Annotated in this window: 22 protein-coding genes; 11 read left to right on the forward strand and 11 right to left on the reverse strand. The window is 52.4% G+C overall.

What is annotated here, in order from left to right; all coding sequences use genetic code 11:
• Nucleotides 1–4: 4 nt before the first annotated feature.
• Genes DIU38_RS16305 through DIU38_RS16320 form a run of 4 tightly spaced genes read right to left on the reverse strand, consistent with a single transcriptional unit; the run spans nt 5 to nt 5,799 of the window.
• On the reverse strand, nt 5–3,217 hold the full coding sequence (locus DIU38_RS16305) for an error-prone DNA polymerase (protein WP_112654589.1): 3,213 nt from the start codon (nt 3,215–3,217) through the stop codon (nt 5–7).
• Complete coding sequence (locus DIU38_RS16310; protein WP_167516201.1) at nt 3,214–4,716, reverse strand: Y-family DNA polymerase; 1,503 nt, start codon at nt 4,714–4,716, stop codon at nt 3,214–3,216. Before DIU38_RS16310 ends, DIU38_RS16305 begins: the two co-directional genes overlap by 4 nt.
• Nucleotides 4,709–5,434 carry an ImuA family protein gene (locus DIU38_RS16315; RefSeq protein ID WP_112654587.1) on the reverse strand — a complete coding sequence of 242 codons (726 nt, stop codon included), beginning with the start codon at nt 5,432–5,434 and terminating at the stop codon, nt 4,709–4,711. Before DIU38_RS16315 ends, DIU38_RS16310 begins: the two co-directional genes overlap by 8 nt.
• A gap of 11 nt (nt 5,435–5,445) precedes the next feature.
• The gene (locus DIU38_RS16320; protein ID WP_112654586.1) at nt 5,446–5,799 is read right to left on the reverse strand and encodes a hypothetical protein; all 354 of its coding nucleotides are present in this window, start codon (nt 5,797–5,799) and stop codon (nt 5,446–5,448) included.
• 88 nt (nt 5,800–5,887) lie between these two features.
• On the opposite strand from DIU38_RS16320, the gene DIU38_RS16325 reads away from it, so the two are divergent.
• Both DIU38_RS16325 and DIU38_RS16330 read left to right on the forward strand, forming a co-directional pair.
• Nucleotides 5,888–6,157, forward strand: a complete 270-nt coding sequence (locus DIU38_RS16325; protein ID WP_112654585.1) for a hypothetical protein — start codon at nt 5,888–5,890, stop codon at nt 6,155–6,157.
• Nucleotides 6,157–6,750 (forward strand): alpha-ketoglutarate-dependent dioxygenase AlkB family protein, encoded by a 594-nt coding sequence (locus tag DIU38_RS16330; RefSeq protein ID WP_112654584.1) that lies wholly within the window; start codon nt 6,157–6,159, stop codon nt 6,748–6,750. Before DIU38_RS16325 ends, DIU38_RS16330 begins: the two co-directional genes overlap by 1 nt.
• Here DIU38_RS16330 and DIU38_RS16335 read toward each other — a convergent pair whose 3' ends face one another.
• From DIU38_RS16335 to DIU38_RS16345, 3 genes are all read right to left on the reverse strand, one after another.
• Nucleotides 6,751–7,320, reverse strand: a complete 570-nt coding sequence (locus tag DIU38_RS16335; RefSeq protein WP_112654583.1) for a hypothetical protein — start codon at nt 7,318–7,320, stop codon at nt 6,751–6,753.
• Nucleotides 7,313–7,543 (reverse strand): hypothetical protein, encoded by a 231-nt coding sequence (locus DIU38_RS16340; protein ID WP_112654582.1) that lies wholly within the window; start codon nt 7,541–7,543, stop codon nt 7,313–7,315. Before DIU38_RS16340 ends, DIU38_RS16335 begins: the two co-directional genes overlap by 8 nt.
• 90 nt (nt 7,544–7,633) lie before the next feature.
• A complete protein-coding gene (locus tag DIU38_RS16345) occupies nt 7,634–7,831 on the reverse strand; it encodes a DUF2188 domain-containing protein (protein WP_112654581.1) in 198 nt (65 codons plus the stop codon).
• A gap of 55 nt (nt 7,832–7,886) precedes the next feature.
• Between DIU38_RS16345 and DIU38_RS16350 the strand changes: the two genes are divergently transcribed.
• From DIU38_RS16350 to DIU38_RS16380, 7 genes are all read left to right on the forward strand, one after another.
• Complete coding sequence (locus DIU38_RS16350) at nt 7,887–8,159, forward strand: hypothetical protein (RefSeq protein WP_112654580.1); 273 nt, start codon at nt 7,887–7,889, stop codon at nt 8,157–8,159.
• Complete coding sequence (gene ku / locus DIU38_RS16355) at nt 8,156–8,926, forward strand: non-homologous end joining protein Ku (RefSeq protein WP_112654579.1); 771 nt, start codon at nt 8,156–8,158, stop codon at nt 8,924–8,926. Before DIU38_RS16350 ends, ku begins: the two co-directional genes overlap by 4 nt.
• Nucleotides 8,927–8,943: 17 nt before the next feature.
• Entirely contained in the window at nt 8,944–9,186 is a 243-nt protein-coding gene (locus DIU38_RS16360; RefSeq protein ID WP_112654578.1) for a hypothetical protein, read from the forward strand.
• A gap of 4 nt (nt 9,187–9,190) precedes the next feature.
• A complete protein-coding gene (locus DIU38_RS16365) occupies nt 9,191–9,727 on the forward strand; it encodes a lipocalin family protein (protein WP_112654577.1) in 537 nt (178 codons plus the stop codon).
• 16 nt (nt 9,728–9,743) lie between these two features.
• On the forward strand, nt 9,744–10,472 hold the full coding sequence (locus tag DIU38_RS16370) for an SDR family NAD(P)-dependent oxidoreductase (RefSeq protein ID WP_112654576.1): 729 nt from the start codon (nt 9,744–9,746) through the stop codon (nt 10,470–10,472).
• Nucleotides 10,473–10,566: 94 nt separating this feature from the next.
• Nucleotides 10,567–11,442, forward strand: coding sequence for an NAD(P)H-binding protein (locus DIU38_RS16375; RefSeq protein WP_112654575.1), 876 nt, complete (start codon nt 10,567–10,569; stop codon nt 11,440–11,442).
• Between the two features lie 12 nt (nt 11,443–11,454).
• Nucleotides 11,455–12,339, forward strand: coding sequence for a helix-turn-helix domain-containing protein (locus DIU38_RS16380; protein WP_112654574.1), 885 nt, complete (start codon nt 11,455–11,457; stop codon nt 12,337–12,339).
• On the opposite strand, the gene DIU38_RS16385 is transcribed toward DIU38_RS16380, so the two are convergent.
• From DIU38_RS16385 to DIU38_RS16395, 3 genes are read right to left on the reverse strand one after another with little or no spacing between them, the layout of a single operon-like run.
• Entirely contained in the window at nt 12,336–13,370 is a 1,035-nt protein-coding gene (locus DIU38_RS16385) for an LLM class flavin-dependent oxidoreductase (RefSeq protein ID WP_112654573.1), read from the reverse strand. The two genes, DIU38_RS16380 and DIU38_RS16385, sit on opposite strands and share 4 nt — an antisense overlap.
• A 2-nt stretch (nt 13,371–13,372) precedes the next feature.
• Nucleotides 13,373–14,479, reverse strand: a complete 1,107-nt coding sequence (locus DIU38_RS16390; RefSeq protein ID WP_112654572.1) for an NADH:flavin oxidoreductase — start codon at nt 14,477–14,479, stop codon at nt 13,373–13,375.
• Between the two features lie 22 nt (nt 14,480–14,501).
• The gene (locus DIU38_RS16395) at nt 14,502–14,798 is read right to left on the reverse strand and encodes an ArsR/SmtB family transcription factor (protein ID WP_112654571.1); all 297 of its coding nucleotides are present in this window, start codon (nt 14,796–14,798) and stop codon (nt 14,502–14,504) included.
• Between the two features lie 187 nt (nt 14,799–14,985).
• On the opposite strand from DIU38_RS16395, the gene DIU38_RS16400 reads away from it, so the two are divergent.
• Nucleotides 14,986–15,963, forward strand: a complete 978-nt coding sequence (locus DIU38_RS16400; RefSeq protein WP_112654570.1) for an SDR family oxidoreductase — start codon at nt 14,986–14,988, stop codon at nt 15,961–15,963.
• 9 nt (nt 15,964–15,972) lie between these two features.
• Nucleotides 15,973–16,926, forward strand: coding sequence for a helix-turn-helix domain-containing protein (locus DIU38_RS16405; RefSeq protein WP_112654569.1), 954 nt, complete (start codon nt 15,973–15,975; stop codon nt 16,924–16,926).
• On the opposite strand, the gene DIU38_RS16410 is transcribed toward DIU38_RS16405, so the two are convergent.
• Nucleotides 16,921–18,306, reverse strand: a complete 1,386-nt coding sequence (locus DIU38_RS16410; RefSeq protein WP_112654568.1) for a PAS domain S-box protein — start codon at nt 18,304–18,306, stop codon at nt 16,921–16,923. The two genes, DIU38_RS16405 and DIU38_RS16410, sit on opposite strands and share 6 nt — an antisense overlap.
• Between the last annotated feature and the right edge of the window lie 17 nt (nt 18,307–18,323).

Genomic DNA, 18,323 nt, shown 5'->3' on the forward strand with positions numbered 1-18,323 from the left:
ACTTTTATTTAAAATTCCTGCTTTTCGGAAACGGCTTTTTCAGGTCTTCGGCGCTTAACACATTTTCAAAATACGCATCGGCATAAGGATCGATCTTCTTCGCGGCCGTGGTGTTTTTAAGTTGGCTGGCCTGTGCTGCCATATCATGGCTCAGCTGTCCAAGCAACCGCGAATAATCATAACATTTCGTAACGATCAGATGGGTGGTTTCACCTTCCTGTTGTACCCGGCCTTCGACGCAAAGCAGGTCGGAGTATAAAATCTCTTTGGTGAATTTCTTAAAGTTCTGTTTAAAAACAACCAGGTTGCAGGTATCTTCTTCATCTTCTAAGGTGATAAAGCAAACGCCTTTGGCGGTGCCCGGACGCTGGCAGAACAACATGATACCCGCCAGGCGCACGTACTGGCCGTTCTTTGCCTCTTTCACCTGCCGGGTGCTCAATGCCTGGAGTTTTTGTAATTGCGGGCGCAGGAAACTCAGGGGATGCGCCTTGATAGACAGGCCTGTATAAGCATAGTCCTGCAAAACGTGTTCTGAAAGCTGCATAAAGGGCAACTGAAGCTGCGGTTCAAAGGCGCTGTTTGATGCCTGTCCGGCGAATAAACCGATAGGCCGGTCTTTGAGGGCTTCGGCTTCCCAAAGCGCCTGTCTCCGGTCAAGCCCAATGGAACGGAAAGCATCGGCTTTAGCCAGCAGGACAATTCCGGCCTGTGACACACCGGCTTCCGCCAGCTGCTCCATGCGGGTAAAGGCCTGCGTCCGTGCCGCTGTCAGGAAATGACTGTCTTCCTCCCGTAAGCCCTTGACCTGGCGCAAGCCCAGGCGCAGCGAGCAGAATTTGCCTTTCGTTTCTTCCAGCGTATAATCCCATTCCGAATGGTTGATGTCAATGTTACGCAGCGAAACGCCGTGCTTGTAGGCATCGCTCACCAGCTGCGCGGGCTGATAAAAGCCCATGGGCTGGCTGTTGAGGATGGCGGCCGCAAATACATCAGGGCAATAGCATTTGATCCAGCAGGAAACATAGACCAGGTGGGCAAAACTGATCGCATGGCTTTCCGGAAAACCGTAGCTGCCAAAGCCTTCGAGCTGCTTAAAGATCCTTTCCGCAAATTCTCGGCTGTAGCCGCGGGCGGTCATGCCGCCGATCAGTTTATGCTCAAACTTGCTGACCAGGCCATTAAACTTAAAGGTCGCCATGCTGCGGCGCAGCAGGTCGGCTTCGGTCGGCGTAAAGCCTGCCGCGACAATGGCCAGTTCCATTGCTTGTTCCTGGAACAGCGGGATGCCCAGCGTGCGTTCCAGTATCGCTTTGATCTCGTCGGATTCGTAGGTGACCGGCTCCAGCCCCTGCCGCCTGCGGATATAGGGATGCACCATATCACCCTGTATCGGGCCGGGGCGGACGAGCGCTACCTGGATAGCCAGGTCGTAAAAGTTTTTAGGCCTGAGCTGTGGTGCCATAACCATCTGCGCGCGGCTTTCCACCTGGAAAGTTCCGGCGGTATCCGCAGCGGTTACCATTTCAAAAACCTTCGGGTCGTCCTGCGGGATATTCGCCAGCGTCAGGTCAAGGCCGTGATGCTTTTTGGCCAGGTCAAAAGCTTTGCGGATCGCGGTCAGCATACCGAGCGAAAGCAGGTCAACCTTCATAAAACCGAGCGCGTCGATATCGTCCTTGTTCCACTCGATATTCGTTCGGTTGATCATGCGCGCATGGAATACCGGGCATAGGTCGCTGAGTTTACCCTGCGTAATCACAAATCCACCCGTGTGCTGGCCGAGCTGGCGCGGGAAGCCGATGAGCTGGCCCGTCAGCTGGATCACTTTCCGTAAGTGCCGTTCTTTCGGGTTTAGTCCGAGCTTAATGATCGTCTCTTCATCGATATGCTCATCCACCAGTTCCCCGAAGGCCTTGGATAATTTTTTAACCGTGTCTACCTGCAAACCCATCGCACGCCCCACATCCTGGATCGCGCCTTTGCTTTGCAATACGGTTACGGTCGGCAGGATGGCCGCACGGTCACGGCCAAAACGTCTGAATACATATTGCATGACTTCTTCCCGGCGCTCATGCTCAAAGTCCACATCAATATCCGGTGGTTCGGGCCGGTCATCCGACATAAAGCGCGAGAACAGCAGCCGGTACTTCATCGGGTTGACCGGGGTAATGCCCAGGCAGTAACACATGGCCGAGTTGGCGGCTGAGCCGCGGCCCTGGCAAAGGATCTTTTGCGAACGCGCCCAGGCGACATAATCGTGAACCGTCAGGAAATATTTGGCATGACCGCGCCGCTTCACAAAATCCAGCTCGAAACGGAGTTGCTTCTCCAGTTTGGGCGCCAGCTTTTCGCCAAAGAATTCATGCGCGCCTTTAAAGGTGACCTCGGCCAGGTAATCATCGGCGGTCATCCCTTCAGGCACCAGCTCATCCGGATACTCGTATTGCAGACTTTTTAAGTCGAAGTTGCAGGCATCGGCAATCTTTTGGGTGTTGGCAATAGCATCAGGATAAGCATGGAACAAGCGTTCCATTTCCTTTGCCTCTTTCAGATAACGCTCCGCGTTCTGGTGCAGCAGGTAACCGGCATTAAAGATAGTTCGCTTCGCCCGTACACAGGTGAGTACGTCCTGTAATTCGCGGCGTGAGGGATCGTGATAATGCACATTATTGGTAGCGACCATAGGAACCCCCAGTTCTGAAAGCAGGAAGAGGCGTTTCGCATCGCCATCAGCGAACGTGCGGCTGGCGACGATGTACAGTTTTTTAAGGTTTTCGCGGTATTCGGCTACCTCGTTTTTGAATTTTTTGGGTAGCTCAAAATCGGCAGTGATCTTGTCCGGCGGTATGATGACAAAGATGCTGCCTTCCGCGTATTCGTAAACGTCCTGCTTATGGAGATAGCATTTTTCTTTTTCAGCCCGCAGGTTGCCTAAAGTGAGCAGGCCGGACAGCCGCGAGTAAGCGGCCTGGTCGGTGGGATAAGCCAGCAGGCTCGGTCCGTCGAGCAGGTCGAGCCGGACAGCCGGAATAAACTTAATGCCGCGGTCTTTGGCGACCACGTAGGCGCGTACCACCCCGGCGAACGTATTACGGTCGGTGAGCGCAATAGCGGTGTAGCCGAGATCAGCCGCCGTATCGACGAGTTCCTCCGGGTGGCTGCCGCCGAGCCGGAAGCTGAAATTGCTCGTGACCTGCAGCTCCGCGTAACTCATGGGAAATAACCGTGAATGAACCAGCGCCGCGTTTGGCCGGGTAAGTCGTTAGGCGTGCCGAACAGCCAGTAGCGCATACCTTCCTCGTCCTCGGCTACGTAATAATCCCGGTAGCCGCCATCCTCGATCCACCATTCATGGCTGATCCTTTCCGGACCATCCGCATTCACGATGATGTGCCGCTCATGACGGTAGACAAATTGCCTGGGCGCGTAATCAGGGGTAAGCGCCATCGCTTCGATGGGTTCCGGCGGCTCCAGCAATTGCACCGGGCGGATACTATCTTCCGGCCAGTCACTTTCCGGGCTTTGCGTCAGGTCGCTTGTATTACCGGCGGCACGTTCCGGCCAGTGATGCTCCTGCGGCAGATAACGGTGGATGTGATCATTGCCGACACGGGCGGCCACATTATCGAGCAGCTCGGCTACCTGTTCGCTGTCCGCTGCCGGTTTGCCGTTCCAGAGCAGGTTCTGCTTATCGCTGGCGGGTTCTGTTTTCGGAGCGTCCAAAATAAACAGCTCAATACCCAGGCCGGGCGCTACCTGATCAAACTGCAAAGCGAACAGTTTAAAAATATGGTCGGTGCGCTGGCTGGGATGATTTGTACCGATAGTAAGCTGGCCCGATTTGCCGTCAATGCGCAGATAGGTCAGTACCGCGCTGCGCAGACCGAGCCCTTCGCCATAGAGCCGTTTGCATAAGGTATCGACCAGCGCGTGCACGGTAGTTTCGATGACTTCACGGGTGCGTATCGGTTCGAGCAGGGCAATCCGATCACTGTAAGGCACCGGTTCTTTCAGCGGCAAAAGAAACTCGGCTTCTTGCCCCAGCGCCTGGTAGAGCCGCAGCACAATGCTGGCACCGAAGCGGCGTTTCAGTACAGATTTGGGCAGATGGATAAAACTGCCGACCTGGTAAAAACCCAGATGTTTGAGTTTGATCAGTAATTCGGTGGCCAAACGTAAGGAAGCAGGTGGTAGCGGCATGAGCGCATTGCGCTGCCCGCCGGGCGGCACGATCAGGCCGCTATCCGCGCAGCGTGCCACGGCCCAGGCGCAGCCGATGGTGTCGGCCATGCCCGGACGGATGGTATAACCCAGGCCGCGCAAACGGCCGACCATATCTTTCAGATATTCCATTTCGCCGCCCTTCAGGTGCGTGCAGCCGGTCACATCCAGCAGCAGCCCGTCGGGCGGATCGACCATCACCAGCGGCGTATAACGCAGGCACCATTCGGCCAAACCTTTCAGCAGTTTGACGTTGCGGCCCGGCTTGGCTTCAAAAAGCTGGATGCCCGGCGCGATCACGCGGGCATCGGACGCGGTAATGCCGAATTTGATACCGCAGCGTTCCGCATGGGCGTTCATCGCGGTAACCAGCGACCTGCCATGATCGGGTTCGGTAAACGCCACAGGCAGTTCCCGGAGCGACTTTTGGCGGATGGCCTCCCGGTCGGTCAGTAAATACTTGAACCATATGGATACAAAGCGCTTAGGCATAGCGTTTCGCCTTTTCCGTTTGCGGCTGTTCAATGACCGGTACAAACTGCTTGTTCTTCCACTCGACGTTCCAACTGCCCGGACTGCCATTTTTAACTTTCAACAGGTCAACCTGCCAGCGGGGATACCCGACGCCGGGCATGCCGGGCCGGAGCTGGCTGCGCAGCGGCCTGACCGTCCAGCGCGCGGTGCAGGCGGTCGTATTCAAATGCTTCACATCCTTACGCAATATAAAACCGGTAACCTGGCTTTGCTCGATAGCCAGCTGCAGGCGGCGGGATTCCATAAAACTGAGCAAACGCGTTTCGCAGATGACGGCCGCGATGCCGCCGCACTTCAGCGCTTCCTCCGTCGCCCACAGCACATCCTTTTCACGGGCCACGTCGATAAAAATGATCCGGTCGGGATTGACCCCAAAACGTTTGAGCGCGGGCGGGTAGATCCGCCGTGTATAGCTGACCCAAACGCACACGCCGCCTTTTTCGAGCAGGGTCTGCATAATACCGGCTATAAAACCGCCGATGGCCGCGGTGAATTCCGGCCGTGTGCTGATGAATTCATGCAGCGCCCCGGTCGGAAAGGTCTGGTTAGGAAAGGCGCTTTCAATAGCGCCCAGGCCAAAGGACTGCCGTTCTTCGGGCGGTACAGGGCGGAAGCCTTCCCAGCCAAGCAGGTCCTGGCGCAATTTGGTGATGATCTCCTTTTTTGTCGCTGTCATATCCCTTCCGTTTAAAGATCAAAATTGAATTCAGGGAAGCTAATGCCAGCCTCCCGGTTATACCGGCGGATCGCCGCCGCGATCTGGTTCAGTTCGCTGTTGCTGAACAATTCATCATCGTCGTCTGTAAAAGCCTGCGCCTGTCCGGGATAATGAATAGCCTCGTAAAAAGTTTCCAAATCCTGCGGGATGACCGGCGGCTGCGGATCTTCGTATTCCACGTTTATATACACGACAGACCGGCGTTCACCGGCGGTGATGTCATAACGGCAATAGCCGTCCACGTCCGCAAAATTTTGCAGCTGTTCTACCGTGATCGTAAGCTGCTTATTGTCTAATTCGAGTTCAAGAAAAAACGGTACCATACTGATCAAATTTGGGACTATAAAGTTATGCTAATATTTTTAGCATTTTCTGTACCTTTTTTACATTTTTTTCTCCACTTTTGTTTTAATGAAAAATAAACTGTTCGACGACCTGCCTAAAACGGTAAAACTCAGCACTGAAAAATGGCTCTATATTTTGCCGAATAAAGGCGAGGGTTATTTGCTCTATGATCCCATTAACGAAAAAGAAATGGGCCGAATCCTGATGAATGACGCCGATCAATGGATCTACGATGGTGAACTGCTGAATGTTTACGAAGCGGAAGAAGTGGCCGGCGCGATCACCGGCCATGAAAAAGAAATGGAAGAATTATTAAAGAGTTTGAAGGAAAAGTGATGGAGCAATTGTGTTTTTTCCCCGAGGCAGGACAAAGTAAGAGCCTGCCGAAAGAGATGCTGGAATATACGCCGGGGTTATTCAGAAAGGAAGAAAGCGATTACCTGCTTGAAAAGTTTATCAGTGAATCACCCTGGAAGCAGCGCCTGCAAAAGATGTGGGATAAAGAAGTGCTAACACCGCGTCTGACCGCCTGGTATGGGGAACGCATGGAAGAAGAACCTATTCCCTGGACGCCGGAGCTGCTGATGATCAAGGCGAAAGTAGAACCGCTGGCTGGTGTGGAATTCAACAGTGTACTACTGAATTACTACCGCGATGGCAATGACTCGGTTGCCTGGCACAGTGATAAGGTAAACGTATTGGGCAAACGGCCGGTGATCGCTTCGGTTAGCTTCGGACAGGTCAGAAGCTTCGATATCCGCAACAAGGGCGATCATGGTGAGCATTATTCCGTCCGGCTGGAACATGGTTCGTTCCTGCTGATGAAAGCCGGTCTCCAGGAAGCATTCGAACACCGGATCGCCAAGTCCGTCAAGCCGATGAAAGCGCGGGTAAATTTAACATTCAGGGTAGTGAAGCATGCCTATTGATCAGGGACTTGTCCTGATCCTTGTCAGGATCTCTGTTAACAAGTAGCTGTCATCGATATCGCCGCTGGTCAATTCCCAATCTTCCTCCATCATTTCGATCTCGGCAGAAAAACTACCATTGATAAAGACGAGGTAACGGCCTTCATCAGCCACGAGCTGGATGTATTTGCGTTCGTGGAACCGGTCATAGGTAAAAGATAGCGCTGTATCCGGATCATTGCCGGAAAGAAAGATTTGTTCCTTATCCTGTAACAGATCAACTATCTGTAAAACTTCGGCTTCGCTCAGGCTGCCTCCTTTATATTTCCATTCGTAAATGGTGGTGCCGTTAAAATGCAGTTCGCCTAAAAAGCCCGGATTGGCTTCGCCTTCCAGTTCTACACTTTCCAGGTAACGTTCCAGGTGTTCCTCAAAATCTTCACCCGCTTCAGCCGGATAGCCTTCATACAAACGAAAGGCCTGCGTAGCTACATACAGTTCGCCGTCCTGGCTGTAAACCGGGAAAATATCAACAGCAGCCAGGCGGCCACCATCGCGGACAATTTGTATCAAAGCGGGATTGTTAAGCATAATGATCTTCAATTCGGTCGCCGATCTTGCCAATCAGCGCCTGGTCCAAAGTAGCCCCGGAAACCTGTTTCCAATAGCTGTCGTTGCAGATTTCCGCAATGACCACCCCATCTTTCTCCACGCCGAAAACGTGTGCTGCCATTTCGGTGATACGGTAATCGTGTTCGACACCGGCCACTTCTTCGCAAAATTGAAAGCTGTGCAATTCTTCTTCGGGTTCCATTATGCAAGGTAAACAAACATTCGCAAATTGCGTTTAGCAGCATTGCTGCGCATCACGAATCTGTGATCTAATTTTAAACGGCATAGCTATTTATTCTTTTTCGGCTGCTGGTACTTCGTCGGGATGATGCTCAAAATGTATCCTTGCCTGTTTCAGGCCGGTTGCAATAGCCTCACCTTCATTGCCGCTGGTCTTCAGCACTTCGTTAGCGATCTCCACGGCTTTATCACGTAGATATTTGGGTTGATTTTTATAAGATGGCGGGTAATCTCCGTTATACCAGGGCATATTTCCTCCTTTTTATTTAAGCTAAACAATAAGGTTTTCAAATAGTTGTATCACTATGGATAATTATGCGATCATGGTCAGCACGGACAAAGGAGTGCACCATTTTGAGGTGGGTGAATATGTGCATCATGATGATACGAAATGTAAGTACAAAGTCTTTGAAAACGGTGTGATGATAGCCAGCTTCGAGCCGGATCACCATGATTTTTTGCATATCTGCCAGAATCCGGGTGAGGTGAACGAAGAGATCCTGCACCTGCTGGCGGATCAGATCGAAAAGCACCACCCACAAGGTAAATTTGACAACCCTCAAAAGCATATTCTATGAGAAGTATCTGGACTGGCTCCATCGGCTTCGGCCTCGTGAGCATCCCTATTAAATTATTTTCGGCAGTTCAGGAGACCCGGCTTGACCTGGACATGCTGGACAGCCGCGATCATGCGCATATTAAGTTCCAGCGCGTCAACGAAAACACCAAAAAGGAAGTGCCCTACGATAAGATTGTCAAAGGCTATAAATATGATGATGATTATGTCATCATCGAAGACGCGGATTTTGAAGCGGCGGCTCCGGAAAAAAGCAAAGTGATCGAGATCGAAAGTTTTGTCGATGTGGCATCGGTAAACCCAATGTATTATGAAACCTCGTATTACACCGAACCGGCGACCAAGAAAAATAAAGCTTATGCTTTATTGCTGGAAGCCCTGAAGAAATCCGGTAAGGCCGGGCTGGCGAGGTTTGTACTGCGCAGCACGGAAAGCCTCTGTATTGTGCACCCGGTGGACAAGGACATCGTTGTGACCCGTATCCGTTTTCAGCAGCAGATCCGTGACCAGGGCGAGCTGAAGCTGGATGATGATATTACTGTCAGCAAGAAAGAGCTGGATATGGGCCTCGCGCTGATCAACCAGTATGCCGAATCGCTTGACCTGTCGAAATATAAAGACGAATACCATACGGAGCTCATGAATATCATCGAGCAAAAGGCGAAAGGGAAACGTCCAACCATCAAAAAACTGAAACCGAAAGCGGCAAAAAGCGATGATCTGTACGATCAGCTGATGAGCAGTTTGAACGTTAAAAAAGGCGCATAAAATTTAAACTATTAGCTATGAAAAATCCATTTGAAAAAGAAGACCATACCGGCCTGATCGTAGGGATCGCGGTTGGCGTAACGGCAGGTATCGGCCTGGGTTGGTTGTTTTTGACCGACAAGGGCGCGCAATACCGCAGGCAGCTCACCCGCAAAGTAAAAGAAGGCATCAGCGATACCGCAGCGGAAGTGATCGACAAAAAAACGATCATCCCCAAGAAAGCGGCTAAAGTGGCAACCGACGCAGTGATCAAGGATTAATGCAATGAAAAAAGGTAAAGCATTAATTGGCGTGGCGGCTGCCGCGGGCATTGCCGGTATCGCCTACGTGCTGTGGCCGAAAAAGAAAGTTCCGGCCAGTGCCATCGTGGATCCGTTCGATAAGGAAAAGTATCTGGGCAAGTGGAACGAAGTAGCGCGTTTGCCCAACCTGATCGAAAAGGACCTGCGCGACCTGACCGAAGAATATTCGCTGAATGAGGACGGCACGATCAAGGTCGTTACCCGTGCTTTTAACCCGGTCAAAAATAAAGCGGTGGAAGCGACTGGCACGATTAAGTTTAAGGGAGCGGAAACGCGCGGGCAACTGGAGGTCGCCTATTTCCTGCCGATCTACCTGGACTATAATATCCTCGACATTGATGATAATTACCAGTATGCACTAGTCTCCGGCAGCAGTATGAGTTATTTGTGGCTGCTATCCAGGGAAAGCAGTATGCCGGAAGAAATGAAACAGCGCTTCCTGCAAAAGGCCATGGCCCTCGGATTTGAGATCAGTAAACTCGAATGGATGGATTATTAATTGAAATTCAAAAATAATGAGCAGGATATTCATCACCGGTTCAGCCGATGGCCTGGGCCAGCTGGCAGCCGTCGAACTGGTCAAACAAGGGTACCGGGTGGTATTGCATGCCCGCGATGAAAGACGCGCCGAGGAAGCTTTAGCCCAAGTTCCCGGCGCGGAATGCGTACTGGCCGCTGACCTTTCGGATATAGACGCCACCAAAAGACTTGCAGATGAGGTCAACCGCCTCGGCCGTTTTGATGCCATTATCCATAATGCGGGTGTCTACCAAATGCCTGCTCAAACGATATTGGCCGTAAACACCATCGCGCCCTATATCCTCACCTGTCTGATCGAACCACCGAAACGCCTGATCTATTTAAGTTCAGGCGATCATTTGAACGGTGACCCGACACTTGCGGGTTTGCGCGCCGATCCGCCCAAAGTGCGATATGCCGATTCCAAACTGCATGACCTGATCCTGGCCAAAGCGGTCGCGCGCAAGTGGCCGAACGTTTTGGCCAACGCATTGGACCCTGGCTGGGTGCCGACCAAAATGGGCGGCAGAGGTGCGCCGGATGATCTGCAAAAAGGTTATGAAACGCAGGTTTGGCTGGCTGTGAGCGATGATCCCAAAGCCTTAGTGAGCGGTAGATATTTCCGTCACCAGCGGGAAGCCCGTTACGAGGTGAAAGCTGATGACGCTGATGTGCAGGAACAGTTCCTGCAACTGTGCGGGCAAATCAGCGGTATGGCGTTTTGATCCACTCCTATGTGTCCCCTAAGACCGCGGATATAAACACAAGATCCGTCGATTTAGTTAATTGCCCCTGCTCACCGTTGCGGACCTTTGTGGTATGAAAATCATCGTAACAGGTTCTTTAGGAAATATCAGTAAACCATTGGCTGTTCAATTAATTGCGCAGGGGCATACCGTGACCATTATTTCTACCGATCCGGGAAAATCCCAGGAGATAATAACTTTAGGTGCGACAGCGGCTATCGGTTCCGTCACCGATGCGGCATTTTTAACCGGGGTGTTCACAGGTGCCGATGCGGTCTACACCATGGTGCCGCCGAATTTCGCGGCACCTGATCCGATCGCTTATTATGAGCAGGTGGGACAAAGCTATGCGGAAGCTATCCGTGCCTCCGGTGTCAAACGGGTGGTGCAGCTCAGCAGCTGGGGGGCACACTTGCCGGCCGGTACCGGCATCATTGTCGGCTCCCACCGGATAGAACAAATTTTCAATGGCTTGGCAAACGTTGATCTTACCCATTTGCGGCCGGCTTCCTTTTATACTAATTTGTATCACTACGTCGATATGATCAAAAACTCGGGTATGATCGCGACCAATTATGGCGGTGGGGACAAATTGATCTGGGTATCACCGCTGGATATCGCGAAGGCCGCAGCTGAAGAACTGGTCAGGCCCTCCGTTGAGAGGATACGCTATGTCGCCAGTGATGAGCGGACCTGCAAAGAGGTAGCAGCAGTTTTGGGTGCGGCGATTGGTAAGCCGGAAATGCAATGGCTGTCCTTCAGCGATGACCAGGTGAAGGCGACCATGGAACAACATGGCGTCGCGCCGTTAATGGCGGGTTTGCTAGTGGAACTGAATGCGGCGATCCGCACGGGTTTGATGCGGGAGGATTATGACCGGCACCCGCCTGCGATGGGTAAGATTAAGATCGAGGACTTCGCGCGGGAATTTGCTTTAGCGTTTAAATAAGTATCTTGTACTATGCTGCAACAGATCAAAACGATTAGTGCTTATCACCGCCTGATGGGTTTGCCGGCGCCGGAGCACCCGCTGATCAGCGTTGTCCGCTTCGAAGATATCAAGGCGCTAAAGGGTGATGAACCCATCAGCCTGGTCAATGACTTTTATTCCATCGGTCTCAAACACAACTTCGGCGCCAAAATGAAATACGGGCAGCAGACCTATGACTTTGACGGCGGCATGATGACCTTTATGGCGCCCGGGCAGGTCCTGCGCATTGAAGTCGAACCGGGCAGGGAATTGAAACACACCGGCTGGCTGCTGCTGGTGCACGCGGATTTTCTCTGGCACACCACGCTGGCCAGGAAGATCAAACAATATGCATATTTCAGTTACGCGGTCAGTGAAGCCTTACACCTGTCGGAGAAAGAGGAAGCCATCATTGCAGGCATGCTGCAAAATATAGAACGGGAATACCACTCTAATATTGACCGTTTCAGCCAGGAAGTGATGGTCAGCCAATTGGAGTCCATTCTGACCTATGCGGAGCGGTTTTACCACCGGCAATTCCTCACCCGGAAGATCAGCAGCCATCAGCTCCTGGAACGGTTCGAAGCAGCTTTGCAAGACTGGCCCGGTATCCCGACGGTTAGCGAACTGGCGGACAACCTGCACATTTCCCCGGGCTACCTCGGCTCGGTGCTTCGGGTCCTGACCGGGAAAAACACGCAGCAGCATATCCAGGACCGGCTGATCGAAAAAGCCAAGGAAAAATTGTCGACCACGGAATTAAGTGTCAGCGAGATCGCCTATCAGCTGGGCTTTGAGTACCCGCAATCCTTCAGTAAATTATTCAAGGCCCGCACCAGTCTTTCACCGCTGGAGTTCCGGGCCTCTTTCAACTAAGCTTTATAAGCGGCCAGGTCGGCGGTCTGGGATGTAAGTGCTTCTGCAAACAATTGATAAGAGCGTAATTTCGCCTGGTGATCATAGATATGCGAGGTCACCATGACTTCGTCGATCTTCGTTTCGCTGATAAATTCCTGCATTTGCTGTTGAATAGTTTCCGGGCCGCCGATAAAGGCGTAGGCCAGCATCTGGTTGACGGCTTCGGCTTCGTAGGGGTTCCAGATGTTGTCCATCGTAGCTACCGGCGGCTGCAATAGCGCCCGTTTACCGGTAATGACGCCCATGAAGAATTGCTGTAAGGACGTGAACAGGCGTTTGGCTTCCGTGTCATTATCGGCGGCGACCACGTTCACGCAGGCCATCACATATGGCTCTGCCAGCTGTGCTGATGGCTTGAAGTTTTGGCGGTAAACGGCGATGGCTTGCTTAAAATAGGCAGGTGCGAAATGGCTGGCAAAGGCATAGGGTAAACCCAATTCTGCCGCTAAATAGGCGCTGTCCGTACTGGAGCCCAAGATCCAGATGGGGATGTCCAGGCCCTCACCGGGGTTGGCCCGCACTTTGCCGTTTCGGTTCTCCTCAGAGAATAGTTTTTGCAATTGCTGAACGTCTTGCGGGAAATGATTGGGCGCATGCATATTCTCACCACGGATAGCCATCGCCGTCACCTGGTCGGTGCCCGGCGCGCGGCCCAGGCCCAAGTCTATACGATTCGGATATAACGTAGCCAGGGTGCCGAACTGCTCAGCAACAATGAGCGGGGCATGATTGGGCAGCATCATGCCGCCCGAGCCTACCCGGATCGTTTTGGTACCGCCGGCAATATAGCCGATCAATATTTGAGGCGCCGAACTGGCCACGCCGATCATATTATGGTGTTCGGCAAACCAGTAACGGGTATATCCGCCTGCTTCGGCCTGCAGCGCCAGCTCCATACTTCTTTTAAAAGTATCAGCCGCGGTAAAACCTTCCACCACGGTAGCCAGGTCCAGCACGGAGTATTTGATATCGCTTAATTGCTTGCTCATGATTATTCCATCACTAAATGACCCAAAGCTTCTTTGGTAAATGACCTCAATTCCGCGTTGCGCCCATCCCGGATCTTCTGCACCCAGAACGGGTCCGCTAAGATCGGGCGGCCAACGGCTACCAGGTCGAAATCCCCGCGGTCCATGCGGCGCATCAGTTCTTCCAGTGAACTTGGCTCCGAGCTTTCGCCCCGGAACGAGCCGAAGAAATCGCCGGATAAACCCACCGAACCGACGCTGATCGTCGCTTTACCGCTCAACTTTTTAGCCCAGCCGGCAAAGTTCAGGTCAGCGCCTTCAAACTCAGGCTCCCAGAAGCGGCGCTGTGAGCAATGGAAAATATCGATGCCTGCATCCGCCAGAGGATTCAGCCAGGCTTCCATTTCCTGCGGGGTTTTAGCCAGCTTGTAGTCGTAGGCGGATGGCTTGAATTGCGATAAACGGATGATGAGCGCAAAGTCTTCACCGACTTGTTTTCTAACTTCCTTGATCACTTCCACGGCAAAGCGCGTACGCTCCGGCAGGGTTTTGCCGCCGTATTGATCGGTACGTTCATTGCTGCCTTCCCAAAAGAACTGGTCGATCAAATAGCCATGCGCGCCGTGGATCTCCACGCAGTCAAAACCCAAACGTTTGGCATCCGCAGCGGCACGGCCAAAAGCGGCAATGGTATCGGCAATGTCGGCATCGGTCATGGTTTTACCATTGTTAAAACCGGGACGGTTCAAACCGGAAGGGCCTTCGAAGGGCACCGGCGGCAGCCAGCCCGAGTGGTGGTTATCCATCACGCCCATATGCCAGATTTGCGGGCCCATGCTGCCACCGGCGGCGTGTACACCGTTAATCACATTCTGCCAGCCGGCTAAGGCCTGTTCGCCATAAAAATGCGGGATGTTCACATCGTTTGAGGAAGATGGCCGGTCGATCACGGTGCCTTCTGATAAAATCAGTCCGACTTCACCCTCCGCGCGTTTGCGGTAATAAGCGGCTACATCAGGGGTGGGTACGCCGTTCGGTGAAAAGGAGCGGGTCATCGGCGCCATGACGATGCGGTTCTGGATATGTAAGGACTTCAGCGCGAAAGGCTGGAATAGACTATTGGTGTTCATAGTAAATGTTTTGATGTTAAACTTAGGAAAGGATCAGTTGGGAGAGTTGTTCAAAAGCGGCTTCGTTCCGTTTGTAATAGGTCCATTGCCCTTTGCGCGTGGACTGCACCAGACCGGCGCGCTGCAGGAGCGATAGGTATTCAGAAACGGTGGACTGCGTCAGGCCGGCTTTGGCCTGGATCTGTCCGACGCAAACGCCGTCCTCGAAACCGGCGTGTTCCGCCTGCCCGGGAAAACTAGTTTCCGGTTCCTTTAACCAGGCCAGTATTTGCAGCCGGGTCTTATTGGAAAGCGCTTTGAATATTTCTACCTGATCCATGGTACAAAGATATATCGGAATTTCCCGATATGCCAATCCAGTTAGAGATATGACATTGTGCTGATCTGGCATTTAGCCGTGGAAAGGATTCATTAATTGAGGCGCAAGCGTTTTGGCTACGACAAAAGCCGTTTTGGCTATCAACGGTCTGCACGATACGCAGACCTTTGTTGAATAACAATACGCTATGAAAATTATATTAACAGGCTCATTGGGCAATATCAGCCAGCCGCTGGCTAAGGCACTGGCGGCCAAAGGACATACGGTAACCGTGATCAGCAGCAATGCCGACCGGAAGGATGCCATTGAAGCGCTGGGTGCGCAAGCCGCCATCGGCTCCTTACGGGATCTGAATTTTTTGATCAGGACATTCACCGGTGCGGACATCGTTTACCTCATGGAACCGACCGAGCCCGGCCGTTTCCGGGATAAAACCTACGACCCTTACGAAAGTGTGCGCGGACTGGTCACTGTCTACAAAACTGCTGTGGAGCAAACGGGCGTGAAGAAGATCGTGCATTTAAGCAGTATTGGCGCGCATACCGACCAGGGTGTGGGCCTTTTAAGGTTTCACCATATGGCCGAGACCATCCTGCGGTCGCTGCCCGCGGAGGTGGCTATTAAGTTTATGCGGCCGGTGGGCTTTTACGGCAACCTGCTGATGAACATCGATACGATCAAAACGCTGAGCAAGGGATTTATCGGTGCTGTTATGGCGCTGCAGTACTACGGCCTGGGGGGTTTGCTCAGCGGCAAAAGAGGGGTGATCGTGGCCAATTACGGTGGCGATACGATCAACCTGCTGGTGTCGCCCATTGACATAGCCGCAGTCATTGCCGAAGAAATGGAAAAACCTTTTGAAGGGCGAAGCTTCCGGTATATTGCCAGCGAGGAACCGACCTGCAGCGAGGTGGCCCGGATCCTGGGGGAGGCCATCGGCAAACCCTATCTGAAATGGGGCAAGATCTCTGATAAAATGCTCCGCAATGCGATGCTGAAACAGGGCATGGGTGAAATGCTGGCGGACGGGCTGGTGGAAATGGGCGCGGCAGGCCGCAGCGGCAAGCTGTATGAAGACTATTTTAAACACCGCCCGGTATTAGGGCAAACAAAACTCAGCACCTATGCGCCGGTATTTGCTGAGGCTTACCGGAATAGTAAGTAAATTTGATCGATGTCAAAGGAAGTACGCCATATCAAAACCGTCAGCCAGTATCACCAGCTGCTGGGCTTGCCGATGCCGGATCACCCGCATTTCAGCGTGGTGGAGATGAATACGGTCAGGCCGCCGGAAATGGACGGGGGATTTGTCCTGTCTTACGGTTTTTACATCATTTTTCTGAAGCGCGACCCGGAAGGTAAATTTAAATACCGTTACGGCCAGCGTTCCTTCGACCTGGCGGTTTCGGCCGCTGAGCAGGAAAATGATTTTGAAGCCAGCAAACTGTTTTTTATGTCCCCGGGCCAGGTGCTGGCGATCGAAAACAACAATCCGGAGGCTTCGGCGATCTCGGGCTGGATGATCCTGGTCCACCCGGATTTCTTATGGAAAACCACCCTGGCCAGGACCATCAGCCGTCACGAGTTCTTTCATTACTCGGTCAGCGAGTCTTTGTTCCTCGCACCGCAGGAGGAACAAAAAGTGCTCAGCATTATCCGCAGCATACAGGAGGAATACCGGTCGAAGATCGACAAATACAGCCAGGATGTGGTTATCGCCGAACTGGAACTCCTGTTCACCTATGCGGAACGGTTTTATAACCGGCAGTTTGTCACCCGCAAGATCACCAACCACGGGATATTGGAGAAACTGGAAGCTGCGCTCGACGCCTGGTTCACCAATGATGATTTATTGAAAAGCGGCCTGCCTACGGTCCAGTATATCTCCGATAAACTTCATATTTCGCCGAATTACCTGCGCAGCCTATTAAAATCCTTTACCGGCTTGAATACGCAGGAACACATCCACAACAAGCTGATTGAAAAAGCCAAAGAGAAGCTGGCCATGACCGACTTGTCCGTTAGTCAGATCGCCTATGAACTGGGATTCGGCCATCCGACCTCGTTCAGTAAACTGTTTAAAAATAAAACAAGCTTCTCTCCTGCAGCATTCCGGGATTCCTTATAGCTTATCCGTCAATACGGTAATGTCCTGGATAACTTTATCAAGGTCCTCCGCCGATTTCTTCAGCATCGGGATGATCTCGGCATTGGGCGAATCATTCGGGTCGCAAAGCTGGACAAGGCCCAAAATGCTGGCTAACGGTGCACGCACCAGGTGGGAATGGATCCAGGCGATCTCGCGCAGGCGCTTGTTTTGATTTTCGATCTTTTGCAAGTGCTCCTCGCGTTCGGTAATATCCCTTAGAAAGCAGTTTACGCCGATAACCTCGTTATGCACGTCACGGATCGGGTTAAAGCTCAGTTCTTCGTAAACCTGTTTGCCGTCGATTTCACGTTGCCTGACGACGCTGAACACTTCGCCTTTGAAGGCCCTTTCGTAGCTTTCGAAAAAAACCTTCATTCTTTCCTGTACAAAATCAGCATTGGTGACCTCATCTTCATTTTTCCCGGTGAGTTCTTTTACCCTATCCCAGAAAGCCTGGTTACCGGTGATGATATTCGAGTGCCGGTCGACCGACCAGATCAGGTCGCGGGTATTATTAATGATCGCCCGGAGGTTCTGCCCGTCGTTATAGATCTTTTCCTGGATCTTTTTTTGTTCGGTGATATCGACGAAATAAACGGCGATGCCATCCTTGGTCGGATAAACGTTCATGGAGCCCCAGACCCCCAGCGGCGCGTCGAGTTCCTCAAAATGAACGCTGACCCTTTCGTTCATGGCCCGCTCATATTCGGGATAGAAGCGGCCTTCGCGGGAATTCGGGAAAAAGTCCCAAAGGTTCTTGCCCATGACTTCTTCCCTGGTGCAGGACAGCGCCTGTTCGGCGGCTTTGTTCATAAAAGTCACCTCCCAATTCCTGTTCAGCGCGTAAAAGCCGTCCGTGATACTGTCGAGCATATTTTCCAGTTCCGCGGACTTCTCGCTGACGATCTGCTCGGCCCGCATCTTTTCGTCGATATTGACGATCAGGACCTGCCGGGCACCTTTGCCCTCAAACATCGTATAATGGGTATAAACGCTGACATAAAAGCGTTGCCCGGCCTTGTTCCAATGCAGCATGCGGCCCGCATTTACATGGCCTTCCGGCAGGCTTTCATGAAATTTGAGCAGGGCGGGTATCTCTTCCGGCGGCCGGATATCGGTGATCCTGAGGTTCAGGAATTCTTCCCGCGTATAGCCGTATTGTTCGATAGCCGCATCGTTCACCGCCAGGAACCGGAAGGTTTTATCGTCATAGATGTACATCGGCGTAGGGATGCCATCGAACAGGCGCTTGTAATCATCGGCGCTATCTTCCCGGGTCCGCTGCTGTTTCTGCTGCCGGAAATAAAGCACCAAACCAAGAATTAGTATAAAGGCCAACGCAGCACCAACGACATTCATAGGGGTAAGATCAGCGA

Source organism: Mucilaginibacter metallidurans, from assembly GCF_003286435.2.
Lineage (GTDB): Bacteria > Bacteroidota > Bacteroidia > Sphingobacteriales > Sphingobacteriaceae > Mucilaginibacter > Mucilaginibacter gossypii.